This window comes from Nonomuraea sp. NPDC052265, from assembly GCF_044547985.1.
Classification (GTDB): Bacteria; Actinomycetota; Actinomycetes; order Streptosporangiales; family Streptosporangiaceae; genus Nonomuraea.
The window spans coordinates 217433-240108 of the sequence record NZ_JBIUBJ010000011.1; the positions used below are offsets into that span (position 1 = coordinate 217433).

At 68.4% G+C, this 22676-nt stretch carries 23 protein-coding genes, 1 tRNA gene and 1 pseudogene; 15 read left to right on the top strand and 10 right to left on the bottom strand.

The features are described 5' to 3' along the window. The first annotated feature begins 63 nt into the window (after positions 1 to 63). Complete coding sequence (locus tag ACIHAD_RS29875) at positions 64 to 627, top strand: NUDIX hydrolase (protein WP_397357958.1); 564 nt, start codon at positions 64 to 66, stop codon at positions 625 to 627. Here ACIHAD_RS29875 and ACIHAD_RS29880 read toward each other — a convergent pair. Next, positions 605 to 1828 carry an XRE family transcriptional regulator gene (locus ACIHAD_RS29880; RefSeq protein ID WP_397357959.1) on the bottom strand — a complete coding sequence of 408 codons (1224 nt, stop codon included), beginning with the start codon at positions 1826 to 1828 and terminating at the stop codon, positions 605 to 607. The genes ACIHAD_RS29875 and ACIHAD_RS29880 overlap by 23 nt on opposite strands. 362 nt (positions 1829 to 2190) lie before the next feature. Between ACIHAD_RS29880 and ACIHAD_RS29885 the strand changes: the two genes are divergently transcribed. From ACIHAD_RS29885 to ACIHAD_RS29935, 11 genes are all read left to right on the top strand, one after another. Next, complete coding sequence (locus ACIHAD_RS29885; RefSeq protein WP_397357960.1) at positions 2191 to 2370, top strand: hypothetical protein; 180 nt, start codon at positions 2191 to 2193, stop codon at positions 2368 to 2370. An 8-nt stretch (positions 2371 to 2378) separates the two neighbouring features. Further along, positions 2379 to 2699, top strand: coding sequence for a hypothetical protein (locus ACIHAD_RS29890; RefSeq protein ID WP_397357961.1), 321 nt, complete (start codon positions 2379 to 2381; stop codon positions 2697 to 2699). A gap of 287 nt (positions 2700 to 2986) precedes the next feature. Beyond that, positions 2987 to 3703, top strand: coding sequence for a GntR family transcriptional regulator (locus tag ACIHAD_RS29895; RefSeq protein ID WP_397357962.1), 717 nt, complete (start codon positions 2987 to 2989; stop codon positions 3701 to 3703). Between the two features lie 122 nt (positions 3704 to 3825). Beyond that, entirely contained in the window at positions 3826 to 4251 is a 426-nt protein-coding gene (locus tag ACIHAD_RS29900) for a plasmid replication, integration and excision activator (protein WP_397357963.1), read from the top strand. Then, complete coding sequence (locus ACIHAD_RS29905) at positions 4251 to 4517, top strand: hypothetical protein (RefSeq protein ID WP_397357964.1); 267 nt, start codon at positions 4251 to 4253, stop codon at positions 4515 to 4517. Before ACIHAD_RS29900 ends, ACIHAD_RS29905 begins: the two co-directional genes overlap by 1 nt. Next, entirely contained in the window at positions 4514 to 4843 is a 330-nt protein-coding gene (locus ACIHAD_RS29910; protein ID WP_397357965.1) for a hypothetical protein, read from the top strand. Before ACIHAD_RS29905 ends, ACIHAD_RS29910 begins: the two co-directional genes overlap by 4 nt. An 84-nt stretch (positions 4844 to 4927) precedes the next feature. Continuing rightward, positions 4928 to 6355 carry an FtsK/SpoIIIE domain-containing protein gene (locus tag ACIHAD_RS29915; RefSeq protein ID WP_397357966.1) on the top strand — a complete coding sequence of 476 codons (1428 nt, stop codon included), beginning with the start codon at positions 4928 to 4930 and terminating at the stop codon, positions 6353 to 6355. Then, on the top strand, positions 6352 to 6555 hold the full coding sequence (locus tag ACIHAD_RS29920; RefSeq protein ID WP_397357967.1) for a hypothetical protein: 204 nt from the start codon (positions 6352 to 6354) through the stop codon (positions 6553 to 6555). The genes ACIHAD_RS29915 and ACIHAD_RS29920 overlap by 4 nt, the downstream gene beginning before the upstream one ends. Next, a complete protein-coding gene (locus tag ACIHAD_RS29925; RefSeq protein WP_397357968.1) occupies positions 6552 to 8165 on the top strand; it encodes a replication initiator in 1614 nt (537 codons plus the stop codon). The genes ACIHAD_RS29920 and ACIHAD_RS29925 overlap by 4 nt, the downstream gene beginning before the upstream one ends. Next, entirely contained in the window at positions 8162 to 8353 is a 192-nt protein-coding gene (locus ACIHAD_RS29930; protein WP_364326961.1) for a helix-turn-helix domain-containing protein, read from the top strand. Before ACIHAD_RS29925 ends, ACIHAD_RS29930 begins: the two co-directional genes overlap by 4 nt. After that, complete coding sequence (locus ACIHAD_RS29935) at positions 8350 to 9729, top strand: tyrosine-type recombinase/integrase (protein ID WP_397357969.1); 1380 nt, start codon at positions 8350 to 8352, stop codon at positions 9727 to 9729. The genes ACIHAD_RS29930 and ACIHAD_RS29935 overlap by 4 nt, the downstream gene beginning before the upstream one ends. A gap of 236 nt (positions 9730 to 9965) precedes the next feature. On the opposite strand, the gene ACIHAD_RS29940 is transcribed toward ACIHAD_RS29935, so the two are convergent. Continuing rightward, a tRNA-Tyr gene (locus tag ACIHAD_RS29940) sits at positions 9966 to 10050 on the bottom strand. Between the two features lie 87 nt (positions 10051 to 10137). Then, on the bottom strand, positions 10138 to 10818 hold the full coding sequence (locus ACIHAD_RS29945; RefSeq protein ID WP_397357970.1) for a sulfotransferase family protein: 681 nt from the start codon (positions 10816 to 10818) through the stop codon (positions 10138 to 10140). Between the two features lie 219 nt (positions 10819 to 11037). Here ACIHAD_RS29945 and ACIHAD_RS29950 point away from each other — a divergent pair, with 219 nt between their 5' ends. Both ACIHAD_RS29950 and ACIHAD_RS29955 read left to right on the top strand, forming a co-directional pair. Continuing rightward, a complete protein-coding gene (locus ACIHAD_RS29950; RefSeq protein ID WP_397357971.1) occupies positions 11038 to 11538 on the top strand; it encodes a YajQ family cyclic di-GMP-binding protein in 501 nt (166 codons plus the stop codon). 102 nt (positions 11539 to 11640) lie between these two features. Next, the gene (locus ACIHAD_RS29955) at positions 11641 to 12111 is read left to right on the top strand and encodes an NUDIX hydrolase (protein WP_397357972.1); all 471 of its coding nucleotides are present in this window, start codon (positions 11641 to 11643) and stop codon (positions 12109 to 12111) included. A gap of 279 nt (positions 12112 to 12390) precedes the next feature. On the opposite strand, the gene htpX is transcribed toward ACIHAD_RS29955, so the two are convergent. The 7 genes and pseudogenes from htpX to ACIHAD_RS29990 form a co-directional block, all read right to left on the bottom strand. Next, positions 12391 to 13242 (bottom strand): zinc metalloprotease HtpX, encoded by an 852-nt coding sequence (htpX, locus tag ACIHAD_RS29960; RefSeq protein WP_397357973.1) that lies wholly within the window; start codon positions 13240 to 13242, stop codon positions 12391 to 12393. 174 nt (positions 13243 to 13416) lie between these two features. Then, complete coding sequence (locus tag ACIHAD_RS29965; protein WP_397357974.1) at positions 13417 to 14967, bottom strand: NADH-quinone oxidoreductase subunit N; 1551 nt, start codon at positions 14965 to 14967, stop codon at positions 13417 to 13419. Continuing rightward, positions 14964 to 16607 (bottom strand): NuoM family protein, encoded by a 1644-nt coding sequence (locus ACIHAD_RS29970; protein ID WP_397357975.1) that lies wholly within the window; start codon positions 16605 to 16607, stop codon positions 14964 to 14966. The genes ACIHAD_RS29965 and ACIHAD_RS29970 overlap by 4 nt, the downstream gene beginning before the upstream one ends. 88 nt (positions 16608 to 16695) lie before the next feature. After that, positions 16696 to 18633, bottom strand: coding sequence for an NADH-quinone oxidoreductase subunit L (locus ACIHAD_RS29975; protein ID WP_397357976.1), 1938 nt, complete (start codon positions 18631 to 18633; stop codon positions 16696 to 16698). Positions 18634 to 18779: 146 nt separating this feature from the next. Continuing rightward, positions 18780 to 19061, bottom strand: a pseudogene (nuoK, locus tag ACIHAD_RS29980) (NADH-quinone oxidoreductase subunit NuoK); the annotation flags it as partial. Then, on the bottom strand, positions 19061 to 19621 hold the full coding sequence (locus tag ACIHAD_RS29985) for an NADH-quinone oxidoreductase subunit J (RefSeq protein ID WP_397357977.1): 561 nt from the start codon (positions 19619 to 19621) through the stop codon (positions 19061 to 19063). The gene ACIHAD_RS29985 and the pseudogene nuoK, both read right to left, overlap by 1 nt. Next, a complete protein-coding gene (locus ACIHAD_RS29990) occupies positions 19618 to 21183 on the bottom strand; it encodes a 4Fe-4S binding protein (RefSeq protein ID WP_397357979.1) in 1566 nt (521 codons plus the stop codon). The genes ACIHAD_RS29985 and ACIHAD_RS29990 overlap by 4 nt, the downstream gene beginning before the upstream one ends. A gap of 153 nt (positions 21184 to 21336) precedes the next feature. On the opposite strand from ACIHAD_RS29990, the gene ACIHAD_RS29995 reads away from it, so the two are divergent. Beyond that, on the top strand, positions 21337 to 22530 hold the full coding sequence (locus ACIHAD_RS29995; RefSeq protein WP_397357980.1) for a serine/threonine-protein kinase: 1194 nt from the start codon (positions 21337 to 21339) through the stop codon (positions 22528 to 22530). The last annotated feature ends 146 nt before the right edge of the window (positions 22531 to 22676 follow it).

The window sequence follows — 22676 nt, forward strand, 5'->3', positions numbered from 1 at the left end:
CACCCCAGCCTCGGTTCGAGGAGAACCATGTACTGCGGATGCCTAGGACGGTAGCGTAATTGTGTGGGTGATGACGCTGAGCTGACGCGCTGGGTAGTGCATGGCGAGCGGCTGGTCTATGACAACCGGTGGATCCGGTTGGGGTTGGCCGATGTTGAGATCCCTGGTGGGGAGCGGTTCGAGCATCATGTGGTGCATCTGGATCGGGCTGCCATCGCTGTCGTCGTGGATGAGCAGGAGCGGGTGTTGCTGATGTGGCGGCACCGGTTCGTGTTCGATCGGTGGGGGTGGGAGCTTCCTGGCGGGCTGGTCGAGGCCGGCGAGGATCCGATGGCGACCGCCGTGCGGGAAGTGGAGGAGGAGACCGGGTATCGGCCGAAACGGGTCGAGCACCTGGTGAGCTACCAGCCGATGGCCGGCATGGTGGACTCCGAGCACATTCTGTTCCTGGTGCATGGTGCCGAGCTGGTCGGTAAGCCTGAGGGTGAGGTGGAGGCTGATCGGATCGAGTGGGTTCCGATGGCCGAGATCCCCGACATGATCGCCCGCGGGGACATCTGGACGTCCGGGACGCTGATCGGGTTGCTTCAAGCTCAGCAGCGGCTCAACGGCCGAGAGCGCGGTTGACCGCTCGCGAGAGTTCTTCGATGCGGCGGCGTTGGCGGCGGCAGCCGGTCATGGTGGCCAGCTGCTTGGCGCGCTGGATGTGAGGCTGTGCTGCTTCAGGTTCGCCAGCCGCGAGCAGGGCGTGGCCGAGGTCGCAGCGGACACCTGCTTCGGCGCGGTTGTAGGTGCCGTCCATCCCGGCGAGTGAGGAGCGTAGGTCCTCGACGGTGCTGGGGTCGCCGAAGCGGAGCAGGCAGCTTCCGCGCCAGCGGGCGAAGTGGTGGACGTTGATGGACAGGTAGGGCATGTCCGGGTCTCCGTCGCCTTCTGGCAGCACGAGGGCGGCTTGGTCGAGCGCCCGGCGACACGCGTCTTCGTCGCCGAGGATGGCCGCGGCTTCGGCTTCGGCCGCTGCGAGCCATGTTCTGAGGCGGGCGGGGACGCGGTCGCGGTGGGTGGTGTGGATGTGCTGGAGGAGTTCGGCTGCTTCGGCGGGGCGTCCCAGGTCCATGAGGACGTACGCCTGTTCGCCGGAGACGTAGGCCAGGACGGCGGCGTCCTCGGCTTCGTGGGCGGCTGCCTTGGCGCGTTCGTAGTGGTTCCAGGCGTCGTTGAGGGCCACGGTGTTGATGGCCTGCCAACCGGCCAGCGAAGCTGTTTCGGCAAGTAGGTGCGCGAGCTGAGTACGGATGCGTGGACGGACGGCGTGGCGGTGGGCTCGTTCGATCTGGGCCATCTGGGCGTGCATCTTGTCGGCGATGGCGAGGCTGCCGAGTCTGCGGTCCTGGAGGCGGAGGTTGTTGGTGTCCGTACGCAGGATCATGACCATGGTGTCGTCGACGGCTGCGGCGGCCTCCAGGCGGGCGGTGAGTTCGTCGGTCTGCTCCTGGTGCTCGTCGTCGAGGTCTCCTGTCGGGGACGCGGTGTCGAGCGGGGCCAGGCCGAGGAGCATGCGGGCGTGGTCGGGCAGGCCGAGTCCGGTGGCGATGCGTTCGAAGACGGCCAGTTCTTCGATGGGGCCGGCCGTTCCGTTGAAGATCTTGTTGACGCGGGGCTGGGCGATTTCGGTCGCTGATGCGATGCGGACCTGACTGATTCCACCGTATTTGGCGACCAGGCGGAACAGTCCGGCGACGTCGCGGTTTTTCAGGCTTTCTCGCATATCGTCGCGTTCCCATACCGACGGCGGGAGCTTGATCGGCTGGAAACCACTCGCGCGCATGCGACCCTCCGGAACTCGTACTCCGAGATTGTGCATTGCTGTGCGGCGGACTCTATATGCCTCGGCGGTATATCGCCGTGGGATATGTATAAACGGTTGGTCCATTCATGCTCTGCCGCATGACAACTCCAGTCAGGTGCGAAGAATGCGAGGGGCGGGGATGGAAGATCGTCACCCGTCGTGGGCATGTGGCGGCATCGAGGTTGGATGCGGCCTCGTCGGCTACCACTGAGTGCCTTCACTGCGAAGGGGCCGAGCACGGTCCTGCCACCGGCGAGGCGTTCGAGTGGGAGGTCCGAGTTCAGTCCGGCCTCGGTGAGGAACTGGGGACGTGCGGTTCGAGCTCGTTCCAGGCGACTGCCATGGATGAGCTGCGCAAGGCCATGCGGGGCATGTCGGTGGACGCCGGCGCGGTGCTGGGGCGGATCGTCCACAGCGTCTACGGGCTCGGGGCCGTGCCGGACGAGGCCACCCGGCGCGAGATCTTCCGGGCCTACCTCGACGGGGCGGGCTCGGTGCGGTTCGAGCGGGTGGCCGAATGACGGCCCCCGTGGTGATCTCGATCGATCCGCGGCGTTCCGCCGAACTGCTCCGGGAAGCGCTGGAGCAGAACGGCGTCAGCGCGGATGTCCATGACGGGTACGGGCTCGCCCTGGTGTCGGTCTGGGTAGGGCTGGTGGTGTGGTGCGACGGTCGTCACTACTGGTGGCGGACCGGCTGGAATGTCGCCCGTCGTCGTGTCATCTATGCCTGGCATCCGGCGATTGATCCGGTGCGGGCCGCTCGTCGTATCTCTATGCATTATTCGGACCTGCGTAGGACGCAGCCATATTCGGCGTTGATCGCCGATCTTGTTGACGGGGTCGAGTAATGACCGACCGGCGGGTGTCGTGCGGGGTGGGGGCGGAGCGTCGTAATTTCTCGCTCGTGCAGCACGCGGTTGTGCGTGGCGCTTCCAAGGCGTTGTGCGGCGAGACGATTCAGCTCGTGGTGATCGGTGATTGGCAGGTGCCGTTCATGTCGACCGTCGCGAGTGCTTGCGAGGAGTGTGTACGCCTCCTCGCAGGGCGTTCTGAGTCCTAATCATGGCCTGACAAGTCTTGGCTCAGCCGGTACTGTACTTATGCGGACAAGCGCAAGAGTGAACGGACGGCCAACATGAGCATGGACTTCGCCCCGCCGAAATATGCGCAGGTCATGCAGGCGATCCAGGAGCGCATCGAGTCGGGCGAGTACGCCCCCGGCGACATGCTGCCGTCCGAGACACAGCTTGTTCGCGAGCTGGGCGTGGGGCGCACCACGGTGGTGCGGGCGCTTCAGACGCTCGCCATGCAGGGGTGGATCGAGCGCGAGCACGGGCGCGGGTCGTTCGTGAAGGGCCGGCCGGAACGCGAGGCCGAGACCGTCCGTCCGGGCCTTGGAGCTGCGGAGCAGGGAGAGAGCGCCGACAGTCTTGTTGAGGTGGCGCGGGTTCCGGCGCCTCGGCATGTCGCGAAGTTGCTCGGGGTCGCTGAGCGTACGCCGGTGATCGTGCGTAAGCGGGTGGCTCGTCAGGCGGATCTTGTCTCGGCGGTGGAGACCGTGTGGGTGCCGCTGGAGATTGCGGTGGGGACCGATCTGGACAAGGCCGAGCCGTTGCGGGGCGGCATCCGAAAGCATCTCCAGGCGGTCAAGCATGTGCGGTTCGATCGCATCACCGAGCGGCTGTCCGCGCGTAAGCCCACGAAGGACGAGGTCGAACTGCTGGGCTCGTCCAATCCGGTGCTCGACGTGACGGCGACGGTGCACGACCCTGCGGGGAACGTCCTGCTGGCCATGAGTCTGGCGCTGCCTGGCAGCCTGCATGAGCTTGAGGATGTCTACAAGGTGAGGTAATTCTTACCGCGCCACTCCGGCTCAACCACTTGTGCGGACGAGTGGCCACAGCCTACTCTCAACTCATGCGGACAAGTGGACAAGCGAACGAAGGGCTCTCCACCGCTATCGAGAGGAACCACATGGCAATCCAGGGACCCATTCCCGTCAGCTACACCATGGTCTTCCCGCACGGCTGCTACATCGTCGGCGAGGTCGAGCCCGTCAAGGACTTCGACGCCTCGTCCAACGGCCGGTTCGTGCAGGCCCGCGACAAGCAGACCGCAGAGCTGGTCTGGCAGGTCGCGGTCATGGACGGTGACCCGACCCTCAAGCCCGCCCAGAAGACCGTCGCGGTCAAGATCCTCGCGCCGGTCCAGCCGGTGCCCCCGCAACCGATGCCGGGGCTGCCGTTCACGCCGGTCGAGTTCAACGGCATGTCCGTCACGCCTTACGTCAACGCAGCCGGCCGCCTCGCGTACTCGATCAAGGTTCGCGAGATGTACGCGCCTCGCCAGACTGCCCAGCCCGCTCAGAACAAGGCTTCGGCCGGAAAGGACGCCGCCTGATGACTCGTCGCCGTACCCCGCGCAACAGCGTGATCCGGCTGACCACCGGACACGCCGCCCGCACCCTCAACCACCCGTTCGCCCGCCGTGAGCCCGTCCTGGCGCTCGACTTCGGCGCCACCTCCGTCCTGGTCACCACCAGCGGACCGGTCACGGTGCAGGATCTGGAGTTCGCCCGCCAGCTCGCCCACGCAGCCAACCGCTTCGCCCGCTCCGTCGAGCGCAGCTTCTACGGCCTGTCCGACGGCAAGGGGGTCGCGGCATGAGTCTGCGCCCGTACACCTACGTCACCCTGTCCCTGCGACCGGAGTCCACGCCGCACGTCGGCGTCTCCTTCCACACATCCGACCTCAAGGTTGGCGCTGGTCTCCTGCTCAGTGGCCCGCGCCCGTACCTGGAGCTCTACTCCCACGAGGCGAACGTGCACATCTCCACCACGGGGGCCGGCCCGGTCACCGACGCCGACCTGAGCACCGCCCGCGAGATCTTCACCGCCGCCGCTCGCTACCTGGCCGACTGCGAGCAGTTGCACGCCGAACAAACGGCCAACGACCAGGACGCCATCGCGGACACCACCGGCCCGGCGGCCTGACATGAGGCGGGGCCGCTGGAAGCGGCAACTTCCGGCGGCCCCTCGGTTCTCCCCTGACTCCACATCACGAGAGGTTCCAAGCTTATGTTCAAGCGGCTGCCTGGCGACGAGGCGCGCAACCTCGTCTCCACCACGCCCGACACGGCCGTCGTCTTCCGCCCGGCCGTGGTCAAGACACCCGCAATCCTGACCATCATCATCCTCATCGGTCGCACGGTCGCCAGACTCGTCCGTACGATCTGGCGTCACCCCATCGCGACCGCCATCCTCGTCGCCCTCGGCGCTCTCTGGTACGTCTACGGCTGGCCCGTGGCGGCGTCCATGTCCGGGACAGTCGTCATGGCCCTGGCCTCCTGGGCGTTCCTCAACCGGCCTTCGTTCGCCCGTCTCGTCGGCTACCGGCTGCTGGCCTGGTGGCGACTCGTCTGGATCTACCGGCGGCACTGGCAACCCGTCATGATCGTCTCTGGTCTTGGCCGTCACATCCGGGGGCGTGACTACCTGCCCAGGCTGGGCAAAGTCACTTGTACCTCGTGGGCCGACGTGGTCACCGTGCGCATGCTCAAGGGCCAAGCCGTCAAGGACTGGGCCGATCGCACCGACCACCTGGCCCATGGCTTCGGCACGAAGTCGTGCCGCGTGGCGCTGTCTCACGCTGGGCGGCTGACGCTGACCTTCCCACGCAGCGATCCACTCGCCTCTCCCCTGCCGGCGCTCGCCATACCGAACGAACCGACAGTGGGACCGATCGAGATCGGCAAAGGCGAGGACGGGCGGCCATGGCGACTCAAGGTGCACGGCACCCACGTCCTCGTCGCAGGAGCGACCGGGGCTGGCAAGGGGTCGATCATCTGGTCCGTCATCCGTTCCCTACTCCCTGCCGCCAGCGCAGGCCTGGTCGAGTTGTGGGCGCTGGATCCCAAACTCATGGAGCTGTCCTACGGCCGCGCCTTGTTCGGCGATCGGTACGCGGCCACTCCCGAAGAGTGCGCCGACCTCCTGGACGAAGCCGTGTGCGTCATGCAGAAGCGGGCGGCTCGGTTCGCCGGACTCCAGCGCTCCCACACCCCCACCGTGGTTGATCCGTTCGTCCTGGTCGTCGTTGACGAGGTGGCGTTCCTGACCGCCTACCAGTCCGACCGGCAACTCAGACAACGCATCACCGCAGCACTGGCCACCCTGACCACTCAAGGACGCGCGGTCGGCGTGGGCGTCCTGGCCGCGCTTCAGGACCCACGCAAAGAGGTCATGAACATCCGCAACCTCTTCCCGGACAAGATCGCCCTCCGGCTCGATGAGTCCGAACAAGTGGACATGGTCCTCGGCGACGGCGCCCGCGACCGAGGCGCCCTGGCCGACCACATCTCACCCGTCCCGGAGCTGGGCGCGGGCGTCGGCTACGTCCGGCTGGAAGCCAGCCCCGAACCCGTCCGAGTCCGCGCCGCCTACGTCTCCGATCACGACATCCGCGCCATGGTCGACGCCTACGCCCCGCGTGGGGAGGCAGCGTGAAGATCTGCTTCCACTGCACCGCCGACGAAATCAGCCGGGTCGCCGGCCGCCCCCTCCTGGTCCTGCTGACTGCCCGTGACCTGCCCCGAATGCGGGTCTTCGAGCTCTACCAGCCTCACGTCCACGCCTCCCCCTCCCACGAGCACTACCGGCTCTGCGCCGTGATGACCGAGACCACCGACGAAGGGAGGACCGCATGACCCATCCGCACGACCGTGCCCTACCCCGGGCCATCCGCCAAGCCATGCCGATGGCCCGAGATGTACTCGTAGAGGTCGCCAAGCTCCACGGCGTCTGCATCCGGCCTATCCCGCTGCGGCGGCTCGACATCGTCACCGGCAAGTCCGAGATCATCGATGTCCCCTGCGGGGCCACTCTCGCCAGCAAGTGCCCGCCGTGCGCCAAGCGCAACCGGCAGCTCCGCATGGCCCAATGCCGCGAGGGCTGGCACCTCGACAGCGAACCCACGATCACACCCGACGAGTCGAACGAAGAGCAGCGCTGGCTGATCGAGTTCCGCGCCGACATGCAGGCCCGACGGGATGCCGCCGAGCAGGTCGGCGACGACACCACCGACCTGGACGCCGTCCTGTCCGGCCTTGATGACGAGATAAACGCCGCTGGCATGAGAGGCAGCGTCACCGGGTCCGCGGTGCCCAAGCGCACCCGATCGACCCGCCGGCGGCAGGACGCACCCGACCTGCCCAAGCGCAAGATGACCAACACAACCCTTGGACGCACCTTCACCAGCACCGACGGCAAGACCTACCGGCCGTCGCTGTTCGTCACGCTCACCCTGCCCAGTTACGGCAAGGTCCGCGACGGCGTCCCGATCGACCCCGACACCTACGACTACCGGCGCGCCGCTCGGGACGCGCTGCACTTCCCCAAGCTCGTCGATCGGTTCGTGCAGAACCTACGCCGGGTCGCGGGCTATGACGTGCAGTACTTCGCGGCTGTAGAGCCTCAGAAGCGGCTCGCGCCGCACCTGCACATGGCCATTCGCGGAACGCTCCCGCGCGCCGAGATCAAGCAGATAGCTGCGGCCACCTATCACCAGGTGTGGTGGCCCTCAACCGACGATGTGCGCTTCGACGGCGACCACCTGCCCATCTGGCAGGACGGGAACGGCTACCTCGACCCGAGCACTGGCGAGCTTCTGCCCACCTGGGACGAGGCCCTTGACGCCTTGGACGAGGACGCCGAACCCCTCCACGTTCTGCGCTTCGGTGACCAGGTGGACGTGCAAGGTGTTCTCGCCGGTACCTCGGACGCCGACCAGTGCATCCGGTACCTGTCCAAGTACCTGACCAAGTCCATCGGGGACAGCCTCGACGGCGGCCAGGCCCGGCGCGAGCACGCCGCGCGCATGGTGGATGCCCTGCGCTACGAACCTTGCTCGCCGTCTTGCCCGAACTGGCTGCGCTACGGCGTCCAGCCCAAGAACGCCAAGGCGGGGATGGCTCCGGGCCGGTGCCGCTCCAAGGCACACAAGGCCGAACACCTCGGCTACGCCGGCCGCCGGGTCCTGGTTTCCCGTAAGTGGTCGAACAAGACGCTCGCCGAGCACAAGCAGGACCGCCGTACCTGGGTCCTGGAAGCCCTCGGCCAGGCAGCCGAACCAACCGACCCGCACCGCTACGTCTGGCGTCCCGTCCCGGCCGGCGACGCGAATGTGCCGCCGCTGGCCGTACGCCTCCTGCGAACTGTGGCCGAACGCCAACGCTGGCGAGCCCACCTCAGAGAACTGGAGGCCAGAGCGGGCGGACCAGATCTTTCGGCAACTGAGGAGGTCGGGAGGGCGGCATGAGCAGGCGAAATGAACTCCTCACCGTCGCCCAGGTCCTCGACGAACTCGGCGGAGTCTCCCGCCGCACGTTCTACCGCTGGCGCGAGATCGGCAAGGCACCGAAGGGCATCCGCCTGCCCAACGGCGAACTCCGCATCTACCGCAGCGATCTCGACGCCTGGCTCGAATCCCTCCGGAGTGCAGCATGACGACCTCGTACGACGTGAAGTTCTGGGAGATCCGCCGAAACAAGTCCAGCAAGTCACCCTCCTATGAGGTGCGCTGGAAGGTCGGCGGCCGGGAGAAATCCAAGACGTACAAGACCAAGGCCCTCGGCGAGAGCTTCCTGACCGACCTACGGCAGGCCGCACGACGGGGCGAGGCGTTCGACCTGGAGACCGGTCTCCCCGAGTCGATGACGAAGGCCAAGGACGCTCGAACCGTCCTGGACTTCGTTAAGGCGTACGTCGAGGCGCGTTGGCCGTACGCGGCCGCCAAGAGCCGCGACAGCATGTCTGATGCCCTCGCAACAGCTCTCCCGGCGCTGACGACGGACAAGCCAGGACGGCCGGACTCGGGCCTCCTCCGCACTGCCCTGCGTCAGTACGTCCTCCTGCCCGAAGACAAGCGCCCCATCATGCCCGCCGACATCGCGCGGGCCGTCCGCTGGCTGGAAGCGGCCTCGCGGAGCATGGAAGCACTCAACGACACCAAGGCCGTTCGTCCGGCCCTGGATGTCCTCGCGCTGCGCCTCGACGGCCAGAAGGCCGGCGCCAACACGATCAGGCGGAAGCGTGCCGTCCTTCACCACGTCTTCGAGTACGCGGTGGAACTGGAAGAGCTGCCCTCCAACCCCCTGCACCGGATCAAGTGGAAGCTTCCGAAGACGACCGAAACGGTGGACCCGCGCGTCGTGGTCAACCCTCGCCAGGCCAGGGAACTGCTCGTGGCACTGACCTACGTGGGCAAGCGCCAACGTGGCGGAAAAGGGCGAGGGCAACGGCTCATGGCCATGTTCGCCTGCATGTACTTCGCCGCTCTCCGGCGCGGCGAGGCGGTCAGTCTTCTGGAGCAGAACTGCCACCTTCCGGCGGAAGGCTGGGGACGGCTCACCCTCGACGGCTCACGTCCGGAGGTGAACCGCCGCTGGACGGACACGGGAGACGCCCACGAGCTGCGCGGCCTCAAGCACCGGGGCGAGGACGACGTCCGCCGGATCCCGATCCCTCCAGAACTGGTCAAGATCCTTCGGCAGCACATCGCAGAGTTCGGCGTAGCCCCTGACGGACGTCTGTTCCGCAGTGAGCGTGGCGGCGTAGTCGCTTCGACGGCCTACACAGAGGTCTGGCAGGAAGCCCGTACCCTCGCGCTCACACCCGCCCAGGTCGCCTCACCACTCGCCCGCCGACCGTACGACCTCCGGCACGCGGCCGTCTCGCTCTGGCTCAACGGCGGCGTACCGGCTCCAGAAGTGGCGGCCCGTGCCGGCCATGGGGTGGACGTCCTGCTGCGTGTCTACGCCAAGTGCATCGACGGCCAGGAGGACATCGTCAACCAGCGGATAGCGGACGTACTGACCGCATGAGATCACAAACGGCACCACTCGAAGGGCTCCGGCTTCCCCCGGGGCCTTTCGGCGTTGGAGAGCGACAGCATCCCGCACACATCCCGAATCATGGGCGCCCACCTGGGGAAACGCCCCCAGATCCATCCCGCGTATATCCCGTGACCAGCGACAAACGACCGCTCAGAGATGCCTACGGCTGCATACCCCTGAAACGCAGAAGAGGCCCCGAAGGGCCTCTGACCTGCAGCTACTGCTGGTGGCAGGTGCAAGGTTCGAACTTGCGTAGGCTGAGCCGACGGTTTTACAGACCGCTCCCTTTGGCCACTCGGGCAACCTGCCGTGCCATCCGCTCTCGCGGCGACAGACAGAAGAATAGCGGACTTCCGAGGTGTACGTGACACCAGTTTGTCCCCAGCCGGATCGGGGTCACCGGCTGCGCCGGAACAGCAGGCGTCCCATCCCGCGTGCGTGCTGGTCGAAGCCTGCCGCGTCGTTGGTTCTGGGGAAGGGTTCGCTCGGGACGGGTACGTCCAGGAAGTCGCAGAGCGGCTGCCAGCCCTGGGCCACCTCGAACACCAGCAGGCGGTCCTGGGGGATGGTGGCTTTGACCTCCTCCACGTGTTCTTTGAAGATCTTCAGGGCCAGTTCGGTGTCGGGGATGCCGCCGCCGAAGACGCGTTCGCTCACGACCAACCGGGTCATCCGGATGAATGCCGCGAAGTCCGTGTCGAGGAGGCGGGAGATCGTGGCCATCGTCCGGCCCGACCAGGTGCGGGCGCGGGCGGACTGTTTGAAGATGGTGGCGTTCATGCTGGCCAGCCAGCGTTCGGGGTCGCGGACGGTGAGGATGACCTTGGCGTCCTCGTAGTGATGGGCGAGTTCGCGCCAGTACGCGGCGGCCGGCCAGTCGACGCAGGAGTCGTACCCGGACATGAGGGTGTCCCAGGTGACGGGGCGGCCTTCGGCGAGGTCCAGCCAGCGGCGGATGTGGACGGGATTCTGCAGCACTTCCGTCATGTGATGACATGGGCCGAAGCCCAGACGTTCCAGCGCGGTCTTCGTGGACAGCGTTCCTGTACGGCCGAAGCCGGCTCCGATGACTCGCATGATCCCTACCAATACGATCGGAAACTGCGAAATGTGGGCTCACAGGCATGATCCGTCGCCAAGGGCCCGGCATCAAGCCGCGTCCGGCGAACGTGGACTGCACGGCGCGCCGATGCTGGCTAGGCTCGTTCGCTGGGTCCACGCATTTGTCGTACGACGGAGCGGTTTCGCGTACGGCGGAGAGGCGGGATCTCGAATATCGCTTTCACAGCCGAGAGGATGGGTGTTTTGGCCGATTCATCTTTCGACATCGTCAGCAAGATCGACCGCCAGGAGGTCGACAACGCGCTGAACCAGACGGTCAAGGAGATCGGACACCGCTTCGACTTCAAGGGCACCGGGGCGAGCATCAGCTGGTCCGGGCAGGACAACATCGAGATCAAGGCGAACAGCGAGGAGCGCGCGGATGCCGCACTCGACGTGTTCAAGGAGAAGGTGGTCAAGCGCGGGCTCTCGCTGAAGATTCTCGAGGCGGGCGAGCCCAGGCTGTCGGGCAAGGAGTACCGCATGCTGGTCAGCCTCAAGGAGGGCATCGACCAGGAGAACGCCAAGAAGATCTCCAAGCTGATCCGCGACGAGGGGCCCAAGGGGATCAAGGCGCAGATCCAGGGCGAGGAGCTGCGGGTCAGCTCGAAGAAGAAGGACGATCTGCAGGACGTCATTTCTCTGCTCAAGGGCAAGGATCTGGACATCGCCCTGCAATTCGTGAACTACCGCTAACAGGTCGGCATCCGGGGCACATGGCGGCGTACGCGCCTTCTTGTGCCTCGGGCCTGCGTTCTCCTTGGAGCGGGTGAATCCGGCATCGTAAGCTCGGCAACCGTGACGAAGATCCCTCTGCGCCGCTTCACGGCACGCGTCCTGCCCCTTGACGCAGAAGACCGGGTGCTGCTGCTTCACGGCTTTGATCCGCAACAGCCGGACGAGCCGTTCTGGTTCACCATCGGCGGCGCGGCGGAGGCCGGGGAGGAGCTTCAGCAGGCCGCCGCGCGCGAACTGTACGAGGAGGCCGGGATCCGGCGGGAGGCGGCGGAGTTCGCCGGTCCGTACGGGACGAGCACGATCGAGTTCGTCTGGTCCGATTACGCGATCACGCAGGACCAGACCTTCTTCGCGATCCGGACGCACGACACCGCCGTCTCGTTCGATCACATGGAGCAGATCGAGAAGGAGACGACGACCGGCCATCGGTGGTGGAGCGCGGAGGAGCTTGAGAACACCGAGGAGACCTTCTACCCCGAGGACCTGCCGGCCATCCTGAGGAAGATCACGGCGGCCGGAGAGCTCGGGTAGCACCCGAGGGAACGGTGAAGCCCGCCGAGCCGTACACGAGCCCTTGCGGCCTTCCGAGGTGGAACTGAACGGCCTGATCGCTCTTCCAGGCGGGACCACAAGGACCTGATCACTCTTCCGGAGCGGGGCTGGAAGGCCCTGATCGCGGTAGCACGGCCAGGCGGAGAGCAAGCGGCGAAAGCTCGACCGGTGAGCCGAATCGGGGGCTCACGGTCGATTTCAGCGGCCCTGGCGCATTCGAGGCAGACGCGTTCCCCTCGACTTCACCGGCCGGGAAGGTCAGCGGCGGTAGCCGGCCATGCGCTCCAACCTCGCCACCCGCTCCGACGTGGGCGGATGCGTCGAGAACAGGCGGCCGAAGCCGGATCCGCTGAACGGGTTCGCGATCATCATGTGAGAAGCCGAGGTGAGGCGGCTGTTCTCGGGGAGCGGCAGCCTGCGGGCACCCATCTCGATCTTGCGAAGTGCCGAGGCCAGGGCCAGCGGGTCACCTGTGAGCCTCGCGCCCGATTCGTCGGCCTGGAACTCTCTCGTCCGCGAGATCGCCATCTGGACCATCCCGGCCGCCACGGGCCCGAGGACCATCATCAGCAGGGCGCCCACGAAGCCGGGCCCCTCGTCGTCGTCGGAACCGCCGAAGAAGACGGCGACGTAGCTCAGCCACGTGATCATCGTGGCCAGCGCCCCGGCCACCGAGGAGACGAGGATGTCCCGGTTGTACACGTGCGACAGCTCGTGCCCGATCACGCCGCGCAGCTCGGACTCGTCAAGCAACTGGGTCAGTCCGTACGTGACGCACACGGCGGCCTTGCGTGGGCTGCGGCCTGTCGCGAACGCGTTGGGCTGCACCGTCGGGGAGATGTACAGGCGCGGCATCGGCTGGCGCGCCTCGGTGGAGAGCTCGCGGACGATCCGGTAGAGCGTGGGGTGCTCGACCTCGCTGACCGGCCTGGCGCGCATGGCCGACAGCGCGATGCGGTCGGAGAAGAAGTAGGCGACGCCGTTGCTCAGCAGGGCCAGCACCAGCGCGATCTGCAGGCCGGTGCCACCGCCCAGCCACGCGCCCACCACGATGATGAACGCGGACAGACCTCCCAGGAGGATGGCGGTACGCAGACCGTTGTGGTGCAAGGTCTCCCCCCTTCGTGGTCCGGGTTTCACCTCGTCCAACGACGATGACCCGGTCTATCGTTCCCCGGCGTGCTCAGCTGCGGGCGGAGCGCGACTTACCCCGTTTTTTCGGGGAAGCAGGGCGGGTTGCGGCCCGGCTGTCCGCATGGGGACAGCCGGTGGACCCGTCCATGGTCAGCTCGTGGCCGATAAGGAGGTCACGTCCAGGACCAGCTGGGGAGCGACCGAGAAGAGGATCGCCACGGCCAGGGCCAGGCCGACGGCCAGCCACGCCGCCGGGGACGGGCTACGGAGGCGTTTCTCTCCGGACGGTGCGAAGAGGCGGGCCGCCCAGACGGCGTAGTAGTAGAGGCCGATCACGGTGTTGACGGCCATGACGAGCGCGAGCCAGCCCAGGCCGCCCTCGACGATCGTCCGGAACACGAAGACCTTGGCGAAGAGGCCGGCCAGCCCCGGCGGCAGCCCTGCCAGGCAGACCAGGCAGAACAACAGCGCGATCCCGGCGGCCGGGCTGCGCAGGACCAGACCGCGATAGTCGTCGAGCTCGTTGCGGGGGGCGGTTCTGGAGACGAGCATGACGACGGCGAAGGCGCCGAGGTTCATGGCCGCGTAGATGACCAGGTACGCGACGGACGTGCCGGTCGCGGCCTGGGACGTGGCCGCCGTGGCGGCGATCGCCAGCGGGGCCAGGATGTAACCGGACTGCGCGACCGAGGACCAGGCCAGCAGGCGGACGGCCGAACGCTGGCGCATGGCGAGCAGGTTGCCCACGGTCATGGTCAGCGCCGAGATGACGGCGATCACCGGCCCCCAGGTGGACGACTGGCCGCCCAGCGCGGTGACCAGGACGAGGATGAGCCCCGCGAACCCGGCCGCCTTGGAGATGACCGAGAGCAGGGCCGCCACCGGGATGGGCGCGCCCTGGTAGACGTCCGCCGCCCAGGAGTGGAACGGCACAGCGGCGATCTTGAACGCGAACCCGGCCGCCACGAGGACGACGCCCACCGTGACGACCGCGGGCAGCCCGTGGGCCGTCTCCAACGCCGTGGAGTACGTGCCCGCCGCCACACCCGGCGCCGGGATCCGGCCGCTCAGGACGGCCGCCAGCCGGGAGAGGAAGACCGTCCCGGAGACGCCGTACAGGAGGGAGACGCCGAACAGCATGATGGCCGTGGACACGACCGACACGACGAAGAGCTTGACCGCGGCTTCGGAGGCGCGGCCGTCGTAACGTTTGAGCGCGGTGAGGGCGAACACCGGGAGCGAGACCAGTTCGAGCGCCACCACGAGCATGACCAGGTCGCGGGAGGCGGGCAGGGTCACCGCGCCGACGAGGGTGCCGAGCAGCAGGAAGTACCACTCGCCGGCCGGGATGCCGCCCCCGGCCAGCTCCGTCATCGACATCAGCACGACCACCAGGGCCGCGACGAGCACCAGCCCCGCGAAGGCCGTCGTGAACCGGTCGGCGACGAACGAGCACAACGTGCCCGTCCCGCCGGTCGCGAGCTCCGGCGGCACGCAGAACGTCGCCCGGGACGTACCGCTCACGGCCTGCGCGATCACGAACCCGAGGGCCACGACGACCCCCGCCAGTGTCACCAGGCCGAGCGCGGTCCGCGTGCGCGTCGCGGCAGGCAGGAACAGGTCGAGCAGCAGCACGAGCCCGGCCACCACCGCCAGCGCCAGCGGCGGCGCGATCACGAAGTAGTCGATCTGCTGAGTCATGACAGGGCTCCCAGCAGCGTCTGCACGGCCGGCGTGGTGAGTGAGAGCAGGAGGCCGGGCCAGAGCCCGAAGAGCAGGATCAGGACCACCAGCGGGGTCCACGCCGCCAGCTCGTAGGGCCGGATGTCGTCGATCACTCGCGGGACGTTCTCGGCTTCGAGCGCCGCGGTCGGCGGCTGTCCCGCGAGCGAGGCGTCCGAGCCGAGGGGCACTACGGGGCGTTCGTCCGGTGTCTCACCGAGCGGCTGAGCCCCCCGCTGCGGCGGGAGCCCCGACGGGCGGCCGTGGGTGACGCGGGACAGCATGAGCACGAAGTACGCGGCCGTCAGCACCGCCCCCAGGCCGCCGATCACCATGTACGCGACGAAGAGCGGACGCGGCAGGCCGCTCGCCGGCTGGAACGCCCCGAACAGCGCCAGCATCTCCCCCCAGAACCCGGCCAGGCCGGGCAGCCCGAGTGAGGCGATCGCGGCGAAGGTGAGCACCGATCCCAGGCGCGGCATCGTGGCCAGCAGGCCGCCGCCGAGGCTGGGCATGTCGGCCGTGTGGTAGCGGTCCTTGATCGCGCCGGCCAGGAAGAACAGCAGGCCGGTGATCAGGCCGTGGGCAACGTTCGCGAACAGGGCGCCGTTGATGCCGACCGGGGTCAGGGTGGCGAAGCCGAGCAGCACGAAACCCATGTGGCCCACGGACGAGTAGGCGATCATGCGTTTGAGGTCACGCTGCGCCAGGCAGGCCAGGGCACCGTAGATGACGCCGACCACGGCGAACGCCCCCAGCCACGGCGCCACCGCGGTCGCCCCCTCGGGGAGGACGGGGATGGCGATCCTGGCGAAACCGTACGTACCCATCTTCAGCAGCACGCCGGCCAGCAGCACCGAGCCCACGGTCGGGGCCTCGGTGTGGGCGTCGGGCAGCCAGGTGTGCAGGGGCCACATCGGTGTCTTGACCGCCAGGCCCACACCGATCGCCACGAACGCAAGGATCTGCACGGATCTGGACATTCCAGCGCCGTGGGCCGCGGCCAGTTCGGCGATGTCGAGCGTGCCGGTCCGGGCCCGGACGAGCAGCAGGCCGAGGAGCATCACGACCGAGCCGAGCAGCGTGTAGAGGATGAACTTGATCGACGCCGCCCGGCGCCCGGCTCCGCCCCAGACGCCGATCAGGAAGTACATCGGGATCAGCACGATCTCGAAGAAGACGAAGAAGAGCAGCAGGTCGAGGGCGAGGAACGTGCCGATCATGCCGACTTCGAGCACCAGCAGCGTGAACACGAGCGCTCTCGGCCGGTTCCCCAGGAAGCGGCTCGGCGTGCGGGGCCGCCCCCAGGAGAGGTAGCCGAAGCAGAGGAACGTCAGCAGCGCGGTCAGGACGATCAGCGGCAGCGAGATGCCGTCGACGCCCAGGTGGAAGCGGAGCCCCAGGCCGGGGATCCACGGCTGGTCGACCGTGAACTGCAGGCGCGTCGGCCGCCCGTGGTCGAACCTGGCCGCCATGACCAGGGTCAAGGCCAGCGTGACCCCCGAGAGGACCAGGCCGTACGTGCGCAGGGCCGGGCGGAGCGTGTCGGGGGCGAGCAGGAGCAGGAGCGCGCCGAACAGCGGCGCGGCGAGCAGTGCGACCGGCAGCCAGCCCGTCATGAGATCACCACCGTCCCGTGCGGATGCGAGCTCGTGCCCACCAGGCGAGGGTCCGTCGTGCGGGCCACCTTGGCGCGGCTGGGGGCCGTCATGTGAGCATCACCGCTCCCACCGCGATCAGCAGCACGCCGGCGAGGACGCCGCTGACGTAGAGCTGGACGTTGCCGTTCTGGGCCAGGCGCAGCCATCCGGACAGGCCGCGGGCGGTGCGGCCCGACCCGCGGACGGCGCCGTCCACGACCACGTCGTCCGTTCTGACGACCAGCCGGGCCAGGGCCATGATCGGGCGGACGAACAGCGCGGCGTAGAGGCCGTCCACGTGGAACGCGCGCTCGCAGGGCACCCGCAGAGGGCCCAGCAGGCGTGCCGGATCGGTGACGGGGTCGCCGCGCCAGACGACGTAGACGACACCGGCGCCGAGCAGGGCGAGCACGACGCTGATCGCGGCCACCGCCAGGTCCACGTGCGGCTCTCCCGCGAAGCCCAGCAGCAGGGCGGGGACAGCGAGGAGCATGACGGGCACGAGCATGGTCCTGGGCGCCTCGGTGACGTCGATGACGTGGGCCGTGCCGGGCTCGGGCTCGGGGAGCGCCACCACTCGCGGCGGCCCGAAGAACGTGCGGAGCCAGGCTCTGGTGGCGTACGCGCCGGTGACGGCGACGGTGGCGAGCGCGCAGCCGTACAGGAGCAGTGCGGCGGCGTCCGTCAGGCCGCCACCGGCCAGCGCGCCGTCCATCGCTGCCAGGACGGCGTCCTTGCTGAAGAAGCCGCTGGCCGGGGGGAGGCCCATCAACGCGGCGAACCCCACCGTCATCGTCACGAACGTGACCGGCAGCTCGCGGCGCAACCCGCCCATCTGGGTCATCAGGTTGGAGCCGACATGGTGGATCACCGCGCCGGCGCACAGGAACAACAGCGCCTTGAACGCCCCGTGCGTCACCAGGTGGAAGACGGCCGCCCGGTCGGAGCCCGCGGCCAGGCCGCCGGCCATGTAGGCGAGCTGGCTGACCGTGGAGTAGGCGAGCACGCGTTTCAGGTCGTCCTGGGCGAAGGCTGCCAGCGCGGCGCCCAGCATGCCGATCGCCGCGACGACGGCCAGGACGTCGAGCGTGGGACGGGCGGCGAGGAAGGCGGGAAAGAGCCTGGCCACGATGAAGATGCCGGCGGCGACCATGGTGGCGGCGTGGATCAGCGCGCTGATCGGGGTCGGGCCGGCCATGGCGTCGGGGAGCCAGGTGTGCAGCGGCACCTGGGCGCTCTTGCCGGCGACACCGCACAGCAGCAGCATGGTGGCCGTCGTCAGGGTGGCCGCGGACATGTCGGGCACCTTCGCCAACACGTCGGCGACGCGGAAACTGCCCGCCGCCGTGCCGAGGACGAAGATGCCGAACAGGAAGCCGACGTCGCCGAGCCGGGTGACGAGGAACGCCTTGACCGCCGCGCGCGAATTGCCCCGGTCTTCCCACCAGTGACCGATGAGGAGGTAGGAGCACAGGCCCATGATCTCCCAGCCCACGTAGAGGACCAGGAGGTCGCCCGCGTAGACCACCAGGAGCATGGCGCCGGTGAACAGGCTGATGAACGCGCTGTAGGACGGGTAGCGGGGGTCGTCTTTGAGGTAACCCACCGAGTAGACCTGTACGGCCAGCGCCACGAGCGTCACGAGGACGCCGAGGACGGCTGACAGGTCGTCGGCCTGGAGGCTGAGCGAGATCGGGACGCCTCCGGTGACGATCGTGCCGTACGTGCGGCCCACGGGCTCGGAGGGTGTGCCGCCTTCCAGGAACGTGAAGCCAGGCCCCCAGGCCAGCCACAGGGCCAGGACGGCAGAGGCCGCGGTCGGGACGACGGCGATCCAGGCGGCTCGGGTGTTGACCCGTTCACCGATGGTCTTCTCGGCCGCAGGGGTGTGGGGTGGTGGTTGCTTGTGGGCCGGTGTGCGGGGGTGCGGCCAGCGGGAGAGCAGCAGGGCGGTGGCGGCGGCGATGACGGGCAGGAGTACGGCCGGCAGCGGGAACGTCGTCACGGCTTGCCCCCTCGCCCGGCGCTCTGGTCGTCTGCGTGACCGCCGTCCGGGGCCGGGGTGGTGGAGGCGGCCTGGATGGGAAGGTGGGCGCCGCTCGGGACCAGGTCTGCTGGTTCGTCGGCGGGCTCGGACAGGTCACGGAGGTGGTCGAGGTCGACGGTGCGGCGGTTGCGGTAGAGGGCCAGGACGATCGCCAGGCCGAGGCCGACCTCGGCGGCGGCGATGACGATGACGAAGAGGGTGAGCACCTGGCCGCTGTGCAGACGGTCGCGCAGCCACACGTCGAACACGACCAGGTTGAGGTTGACGGCGTTGAGCATCAGCTCGACCGACATCAGCACGAGGATCGTGTTGCGCCTGGCGAGCACGCCGTAGACACCTACGGAGAACAGGAGCGCGGAGACGACCGCCGGGTAGACGATGTGCACTAGTGACCCCCCGTCTGATCGGGCGGCGAGCCGGGAATGTCCGTACGGGACAGCACGATGGCTCCGATCAATGCGGCGAGCAGCAGCACGGACAGCGCCTCGAACGGCAGCACCCAGGTGGCGAAGACGCTGGCGCCCAGTTCCTTCGCCGCCCCCTGACCCGGCGTCAGCGGCGTGTACGCCGCGCGGAAACCGTCGATCACGACTGTGACCAGGACCGCCGCCGTCGCCACCGCCACCACGGCCGCCACCGGCCGGTTGCCGCTGTCGAGGTCGGCGGAACGGCCGATCGGGGCACGGGTGAGCATGATGCCGAACAGCATCAGGACCACCACCGCGCCCACGTAGATCAACACCTGGACCCAGGCCACGAACTCCGCGGTCAGCACCAGATAGCCGCCCGCGAGCGCGCCGAAGGAGACCACGAGCCACAGGGCCGCGTGGACGAGTTGCCTGGTCGTGACGACGAGCAGCGCCGATCCAACCGCTACCGCTCCCAGCAGCAAGAAGACGATCTCTTGCCCGGTGGGTGACAGGTAGGAGGGCACCGCCTCGGTCACGACTCCTCCTCGGACTCCTCTGGGTCGTCAGGGCCGAGCCGCCCCGGCGGTCGGACGGACCGTGGGTCCGCCATCCTGCGCCTGCGGGGGCTCGCGGAAGAAGTCTGCTCCTCCGGCCCGGGTTCCGGTGACGGTTCACCCGCGCCTGTGGAAAACCTGTTCGAGGGCGGCTCGCCTGTGGATGAAGCCGTTCCCGGCGGGTGCTCCTCCGAAGCTCGTCGGCCCTGGTCTTGGGTGGGGGTGCGGTTCGGCTGCTCGCCTGCGGGGGCAGCGGCGTCGTCCTCGTTGGCGCGAGGCGCGTCGCCCTCGGGCTCGGAGGGAACCTCTGACGGCTTTGCCCCTGTTGAGGGCTTCGTCCCGCGCGACGGCCTTGCCCCTTCCGGCCGCTCCGTCCCGTCTGATGGGCCTGCCTCCGCTGACGGCTCCGCCGGCTGCGGGGTGGGCGGGAGTGCGCCTGGAGGACGGATGCCTCGCACGTTCGACATGGGCCTGCGCGTACGCTCGCGGCGGTCTCCAGCGGGCGGAGGCGCCGCAGGGCCTTCGCCGGGGGCGGCTTCAGGAGCTTCCGCGGAACCGGCCTTCCCGCGCGCCCGTTCCCTCTGGTCAGCGCCACGGGGAGCCCGCTCTTCGACGCCTCCGGCCGACGGGCCATCGTCGGTACGCCCAGGAGCCGGGGGCGCGCCGGCCTGCCCGGCGTCCTCACCGCCTTGAAGGGACGGCCCTGCCTCGGGAGACGGCGCTGCTTCGGTGCCGGGGGTTGCGCTTACGGCGGAGTCGGGGCCGAGCGCCGGTTCGACTTCGGCCCCGGGCTTGGCACCCGTGTCTTCACCGGAGACCGCCGCTGAGGCAGCCGTCGCCTGCCTGCGGGTGCGCGCGTCCTGAGGGCCCGCGTCCTGCCGGGAGGTGGCCTCTTCCTGGGGGGCTGTTGGCGCCCCCGTGTCGGCCTCGCGCGGTCCGGTGACGCCGGCGCCGCCCTCTCGCGTGGCGCGCCGGGCGCCCGCTCCGGCGGGGCCGGGCGTGCCGGGCGCCGCTCCGGGGCGGGCGGTTCCGGTACGGGCCGCGGGACGGCGAGGGGCGGCCGTCAGCTCCTTCGGGGGCTCGGCGCCGGGATCGTGGGCGGGCGGCGGCGGGACGGTCTGGGTCCAGGACGCCAGCTTGTCCTTCTCGTGGAGAAGATTACGGATGTCACCCTCGGCGTACTCGAACTCCGGAGACCAGAAGAGGGCGTCGAAGGGGCAGACCTCGATGCAGATGCCGCAGTACATGCACAGGGCGAAGTCGATGGCGAACCGGTCGAGCACGTTGCGCTGGCGGGGACGTCCGCCTTCCGGGGCCGGGATCGTCTCCTTGTGGGAGTCGATGTAGATGCACCAGTCGGGGCACTCTCGGGCACAAAGCATGCAAGAGGTGCAATTCTCCTCAACCAGGGCGATAACGCCTCGACTGCGGGGTGGAAGGACCGGCTTGACCTCGGGATACTGCTGGGTGACGGATTTGCGCAGCATGTGGCGAAGAGTGATGGACAGCCCTTTTGCCAGTCCGACTCCCGGTATCCGCGCCATGGTTCAACATCATGACGTACTTGGCGGCGGAGGTGAATGAGCCAAGACCGTTGTCCCCAGTTTTTCCACAGCCGTCCACAGGTTCAGTGGAAGTTATCCACAGGCTGGGTGACTGTCCGATATGAACGACTGCATGGCGATAGTCTCTCGGCCATGCCGTACAGCCATCCGGTCCGTCCCAGTAGTGGGGCGTGGGCGGCCGCCATCGGGTGGGCCACCCTGGCCCTGGTCTCGTGCGGGCTGGCGACCCCGTTCACGATCGGGTTCGCGGCGTACTGGCTGCGGAGCACCTGGCAGGCCATCGGCGCCTGCGTCTACCTGGTCCTCATCGGCTCGTTCGTCATCGCCATCATCCTGTACGACGACTTCGACAACATCCCCGAGCCGATGTCCACCCTGATCTCGTTCGGGTTCGTGATCGGCTGGATCGGCGGGATCACCCATTCGGCCGTGCTGGTGCCGGCGATGGCGCGGGCCCGCTACCGGCCGCCCGTGCAGACGCAGGCGCCCATGCCGCAGTACCGGCCCACCGACCTGCATCAGCGCACCACGGCCCCCACCCGTCAGCAACATCCCGGGCAGCCGGAGTGGATCGGGCATTACCGGGTGCTGAACCAGCTCGGGCGCGGCGGGCAGGGCGCCGTCTACCTGGCCATGGCGCCCAACGGGGTGCGGGTGGCGGTCAAGGTGCTGCACGATCTGGTGGACGAGACGGCACGTACCCGGTTCGCGCGGGAGGTGGACGCGGCTCGGCGGGTCGCCACGTTTTCCACAGCCCGGGTGCTCGATGTGAACATCAACGGGCAGCACGCGTACATCGTCTCCGAGTACGTGGAGGGGCCGTCGCTGGAGCAACTCGTACGGCGCCACGGGCCCCGCGACGAGGACGGCCTGACCCGGCTCGCGTTGTCCACAGCCGGAGCGTTGGCGGCCATCCACAAGGCCGGAGTGGTGCATCGTGACTTCAAGCCGAGCAACGTGCTGATCGGGCACGACGGGCCGCGAGTGATCGACTTCGGGATCGCCCGGGCGCTCGACAGGATGACCATGACCTCCGGGAAGATGGTGGGGACGCCGCCGTACATGTCGCCTGAGCAGCTGACCGGGGAGCCTGTGGGGCCCGCGTCCGACGTGTTCAGCTGGGCGGTGACGATGATGTTCGCGGCCACCGGGCGTCCGGCGTTCGGGGAGGACACCGTGCCTGCCGTCTTCAACCGGGTGCTCACGTTTCACCCGGACCTGTCGCCGTTACCGCCTGCCTTGCGGGGTGTTGTGGGGGCTTGCCTGAACAAGCGCCCTCAGGAACGTCCATCGGCGTCGGACGTGATGGTGGCGATCGTCCACTAACGCCGACGCTTCCGTACGACCGGCGTCCCCAACGGACGGCCCGGCGTGGCGGCGGATTTCCCGCCCCCAGGGATCGAGATGAAGCAGACGCGCTGCCCCTGCCCGAAGGGCAGACAGCAGCAGCGGGCCATCCCCATCCCAAGGAG

Excerpts from the sequence above, each read along its gene's own strand:
- ACIHAD_RS29935 (WP_397357969.1), top strand. The coding sequence starts at position 8,350 with ATGACGACCTCGTACGACGTGAAGTTCTGGGAGATCCGCCGAAACAAG.
- ACIHAD_RS29925 (WP_397357968.1), top strand. The coding sequence starts at position 6,552 with ATGACCCATCCGCACGACCGTGCCCTACCCCGGGCCATCCGCCAAGCC.
- ACIHAD_RS29965 (WP_397357974.1), bottom strand. The coding sequence starts at position 14,967 with ATGACTCAGCAGATCGACTACTTCGTGATCGCGCCGCCGCTGGCGCTG.
- ACIHAD_RS29915 (WP_397357966.1), top strand. The coding sequence starts at position 4,928 with ATGTTCAAGCGGCTGCCTGGCGACGAGGCGCGCAACCTCGTCTCCACC.
- ACIHAD_RS29995 (WP_397357980.1), top strand. The coding sequence starts at position 21,337 with ATGCCGTACAGCCATCCGGTCCGTCCCAGTAGTGGGGCGTGGGCGGCC.
- ACIHAD_RS29990 (WP_397357979.1), bottom strand. The coding sequence starts at position 21,183 with ATGGCGCGGATACCGGGAGTCGGACTGGCAAAAGGGCTGTCCATCACT.
- ACIHAD_RS29970 (WP_397357975.1), bottom strand. The coding sequence starts at position 16,607 with ATGACGGGCTGGCTGCCGGTCGCACTGCTCGCCGCGCCGCTGTTCGGC.
- ACIHAD_RS29945 (WP_397357970.1), bottom strand. The coding sequence starts at position 10,818 with ATGCGAGTCATCGGAGCCGGCTTCGGCCGTACAGGAACGCTGTCCACG.
- ACIHAD_RS29885 (WP_397357960.1), top strand. The coding sequence starts at position 2,191 with ATGGATGAGCTGCGCAAGGCCATGCGGGGCATGTCGGTGGACGCCGGC.
- ACIHAD_RS29950 (WP_397357971.1), top strand. The coding sequence starts at position 11,038 with ATGGGTGTTTTGGCCGATTCATCTTTCGACATCGTCAGCAAGATCGAC.
- ACIHAD_RS29905 (WP_397357964.1), top strand. The coding sequence starts at position 4,251 with ATGACTCGTCGCCGTACCCCGCGCAACAGCGTGATCCGGCTGACCACC.
- ACIHAD_RS29910 (WP_397357965.1), top strand. The coding sequence starts at position 4,514 with ATGAGTCTGCGCCCGTACACCTACGTCACCCTGTCCCTGCGACCGGAG.
- ACIHAD_RS29895 (WP_397357962.1), top strand. The coding sequence starts at position 2,987 with ATGAGCATGGACTTCGCCCCGCCGAAATATGCGCAGGTCATGCAGGCG.
- ACIHAD_RS29880 (WP_397357959.1), bottom strand. The coding sequence starts at position 1,828 with ATGCGCGCGAGTGGTTTCCAGCCGATCAAGCTCCCGCCGTCGGTATGG.
- ACIHAD_RS29930 (WP_364326961.1), top strand. The coding sequence starts at position 8,162 with ATGAGCAGGCGAAATGAACTCCTCACCGTCGCCCAGGTCCTCGACGAA.
- ACIHAD_RS29900 (WP_397357963.1), top strand. The coding sequence starts at position 3,826 with ATGGCAATCCAGGGACCCATTCCCGTCAGCTACACCATGGTCTTCCCG.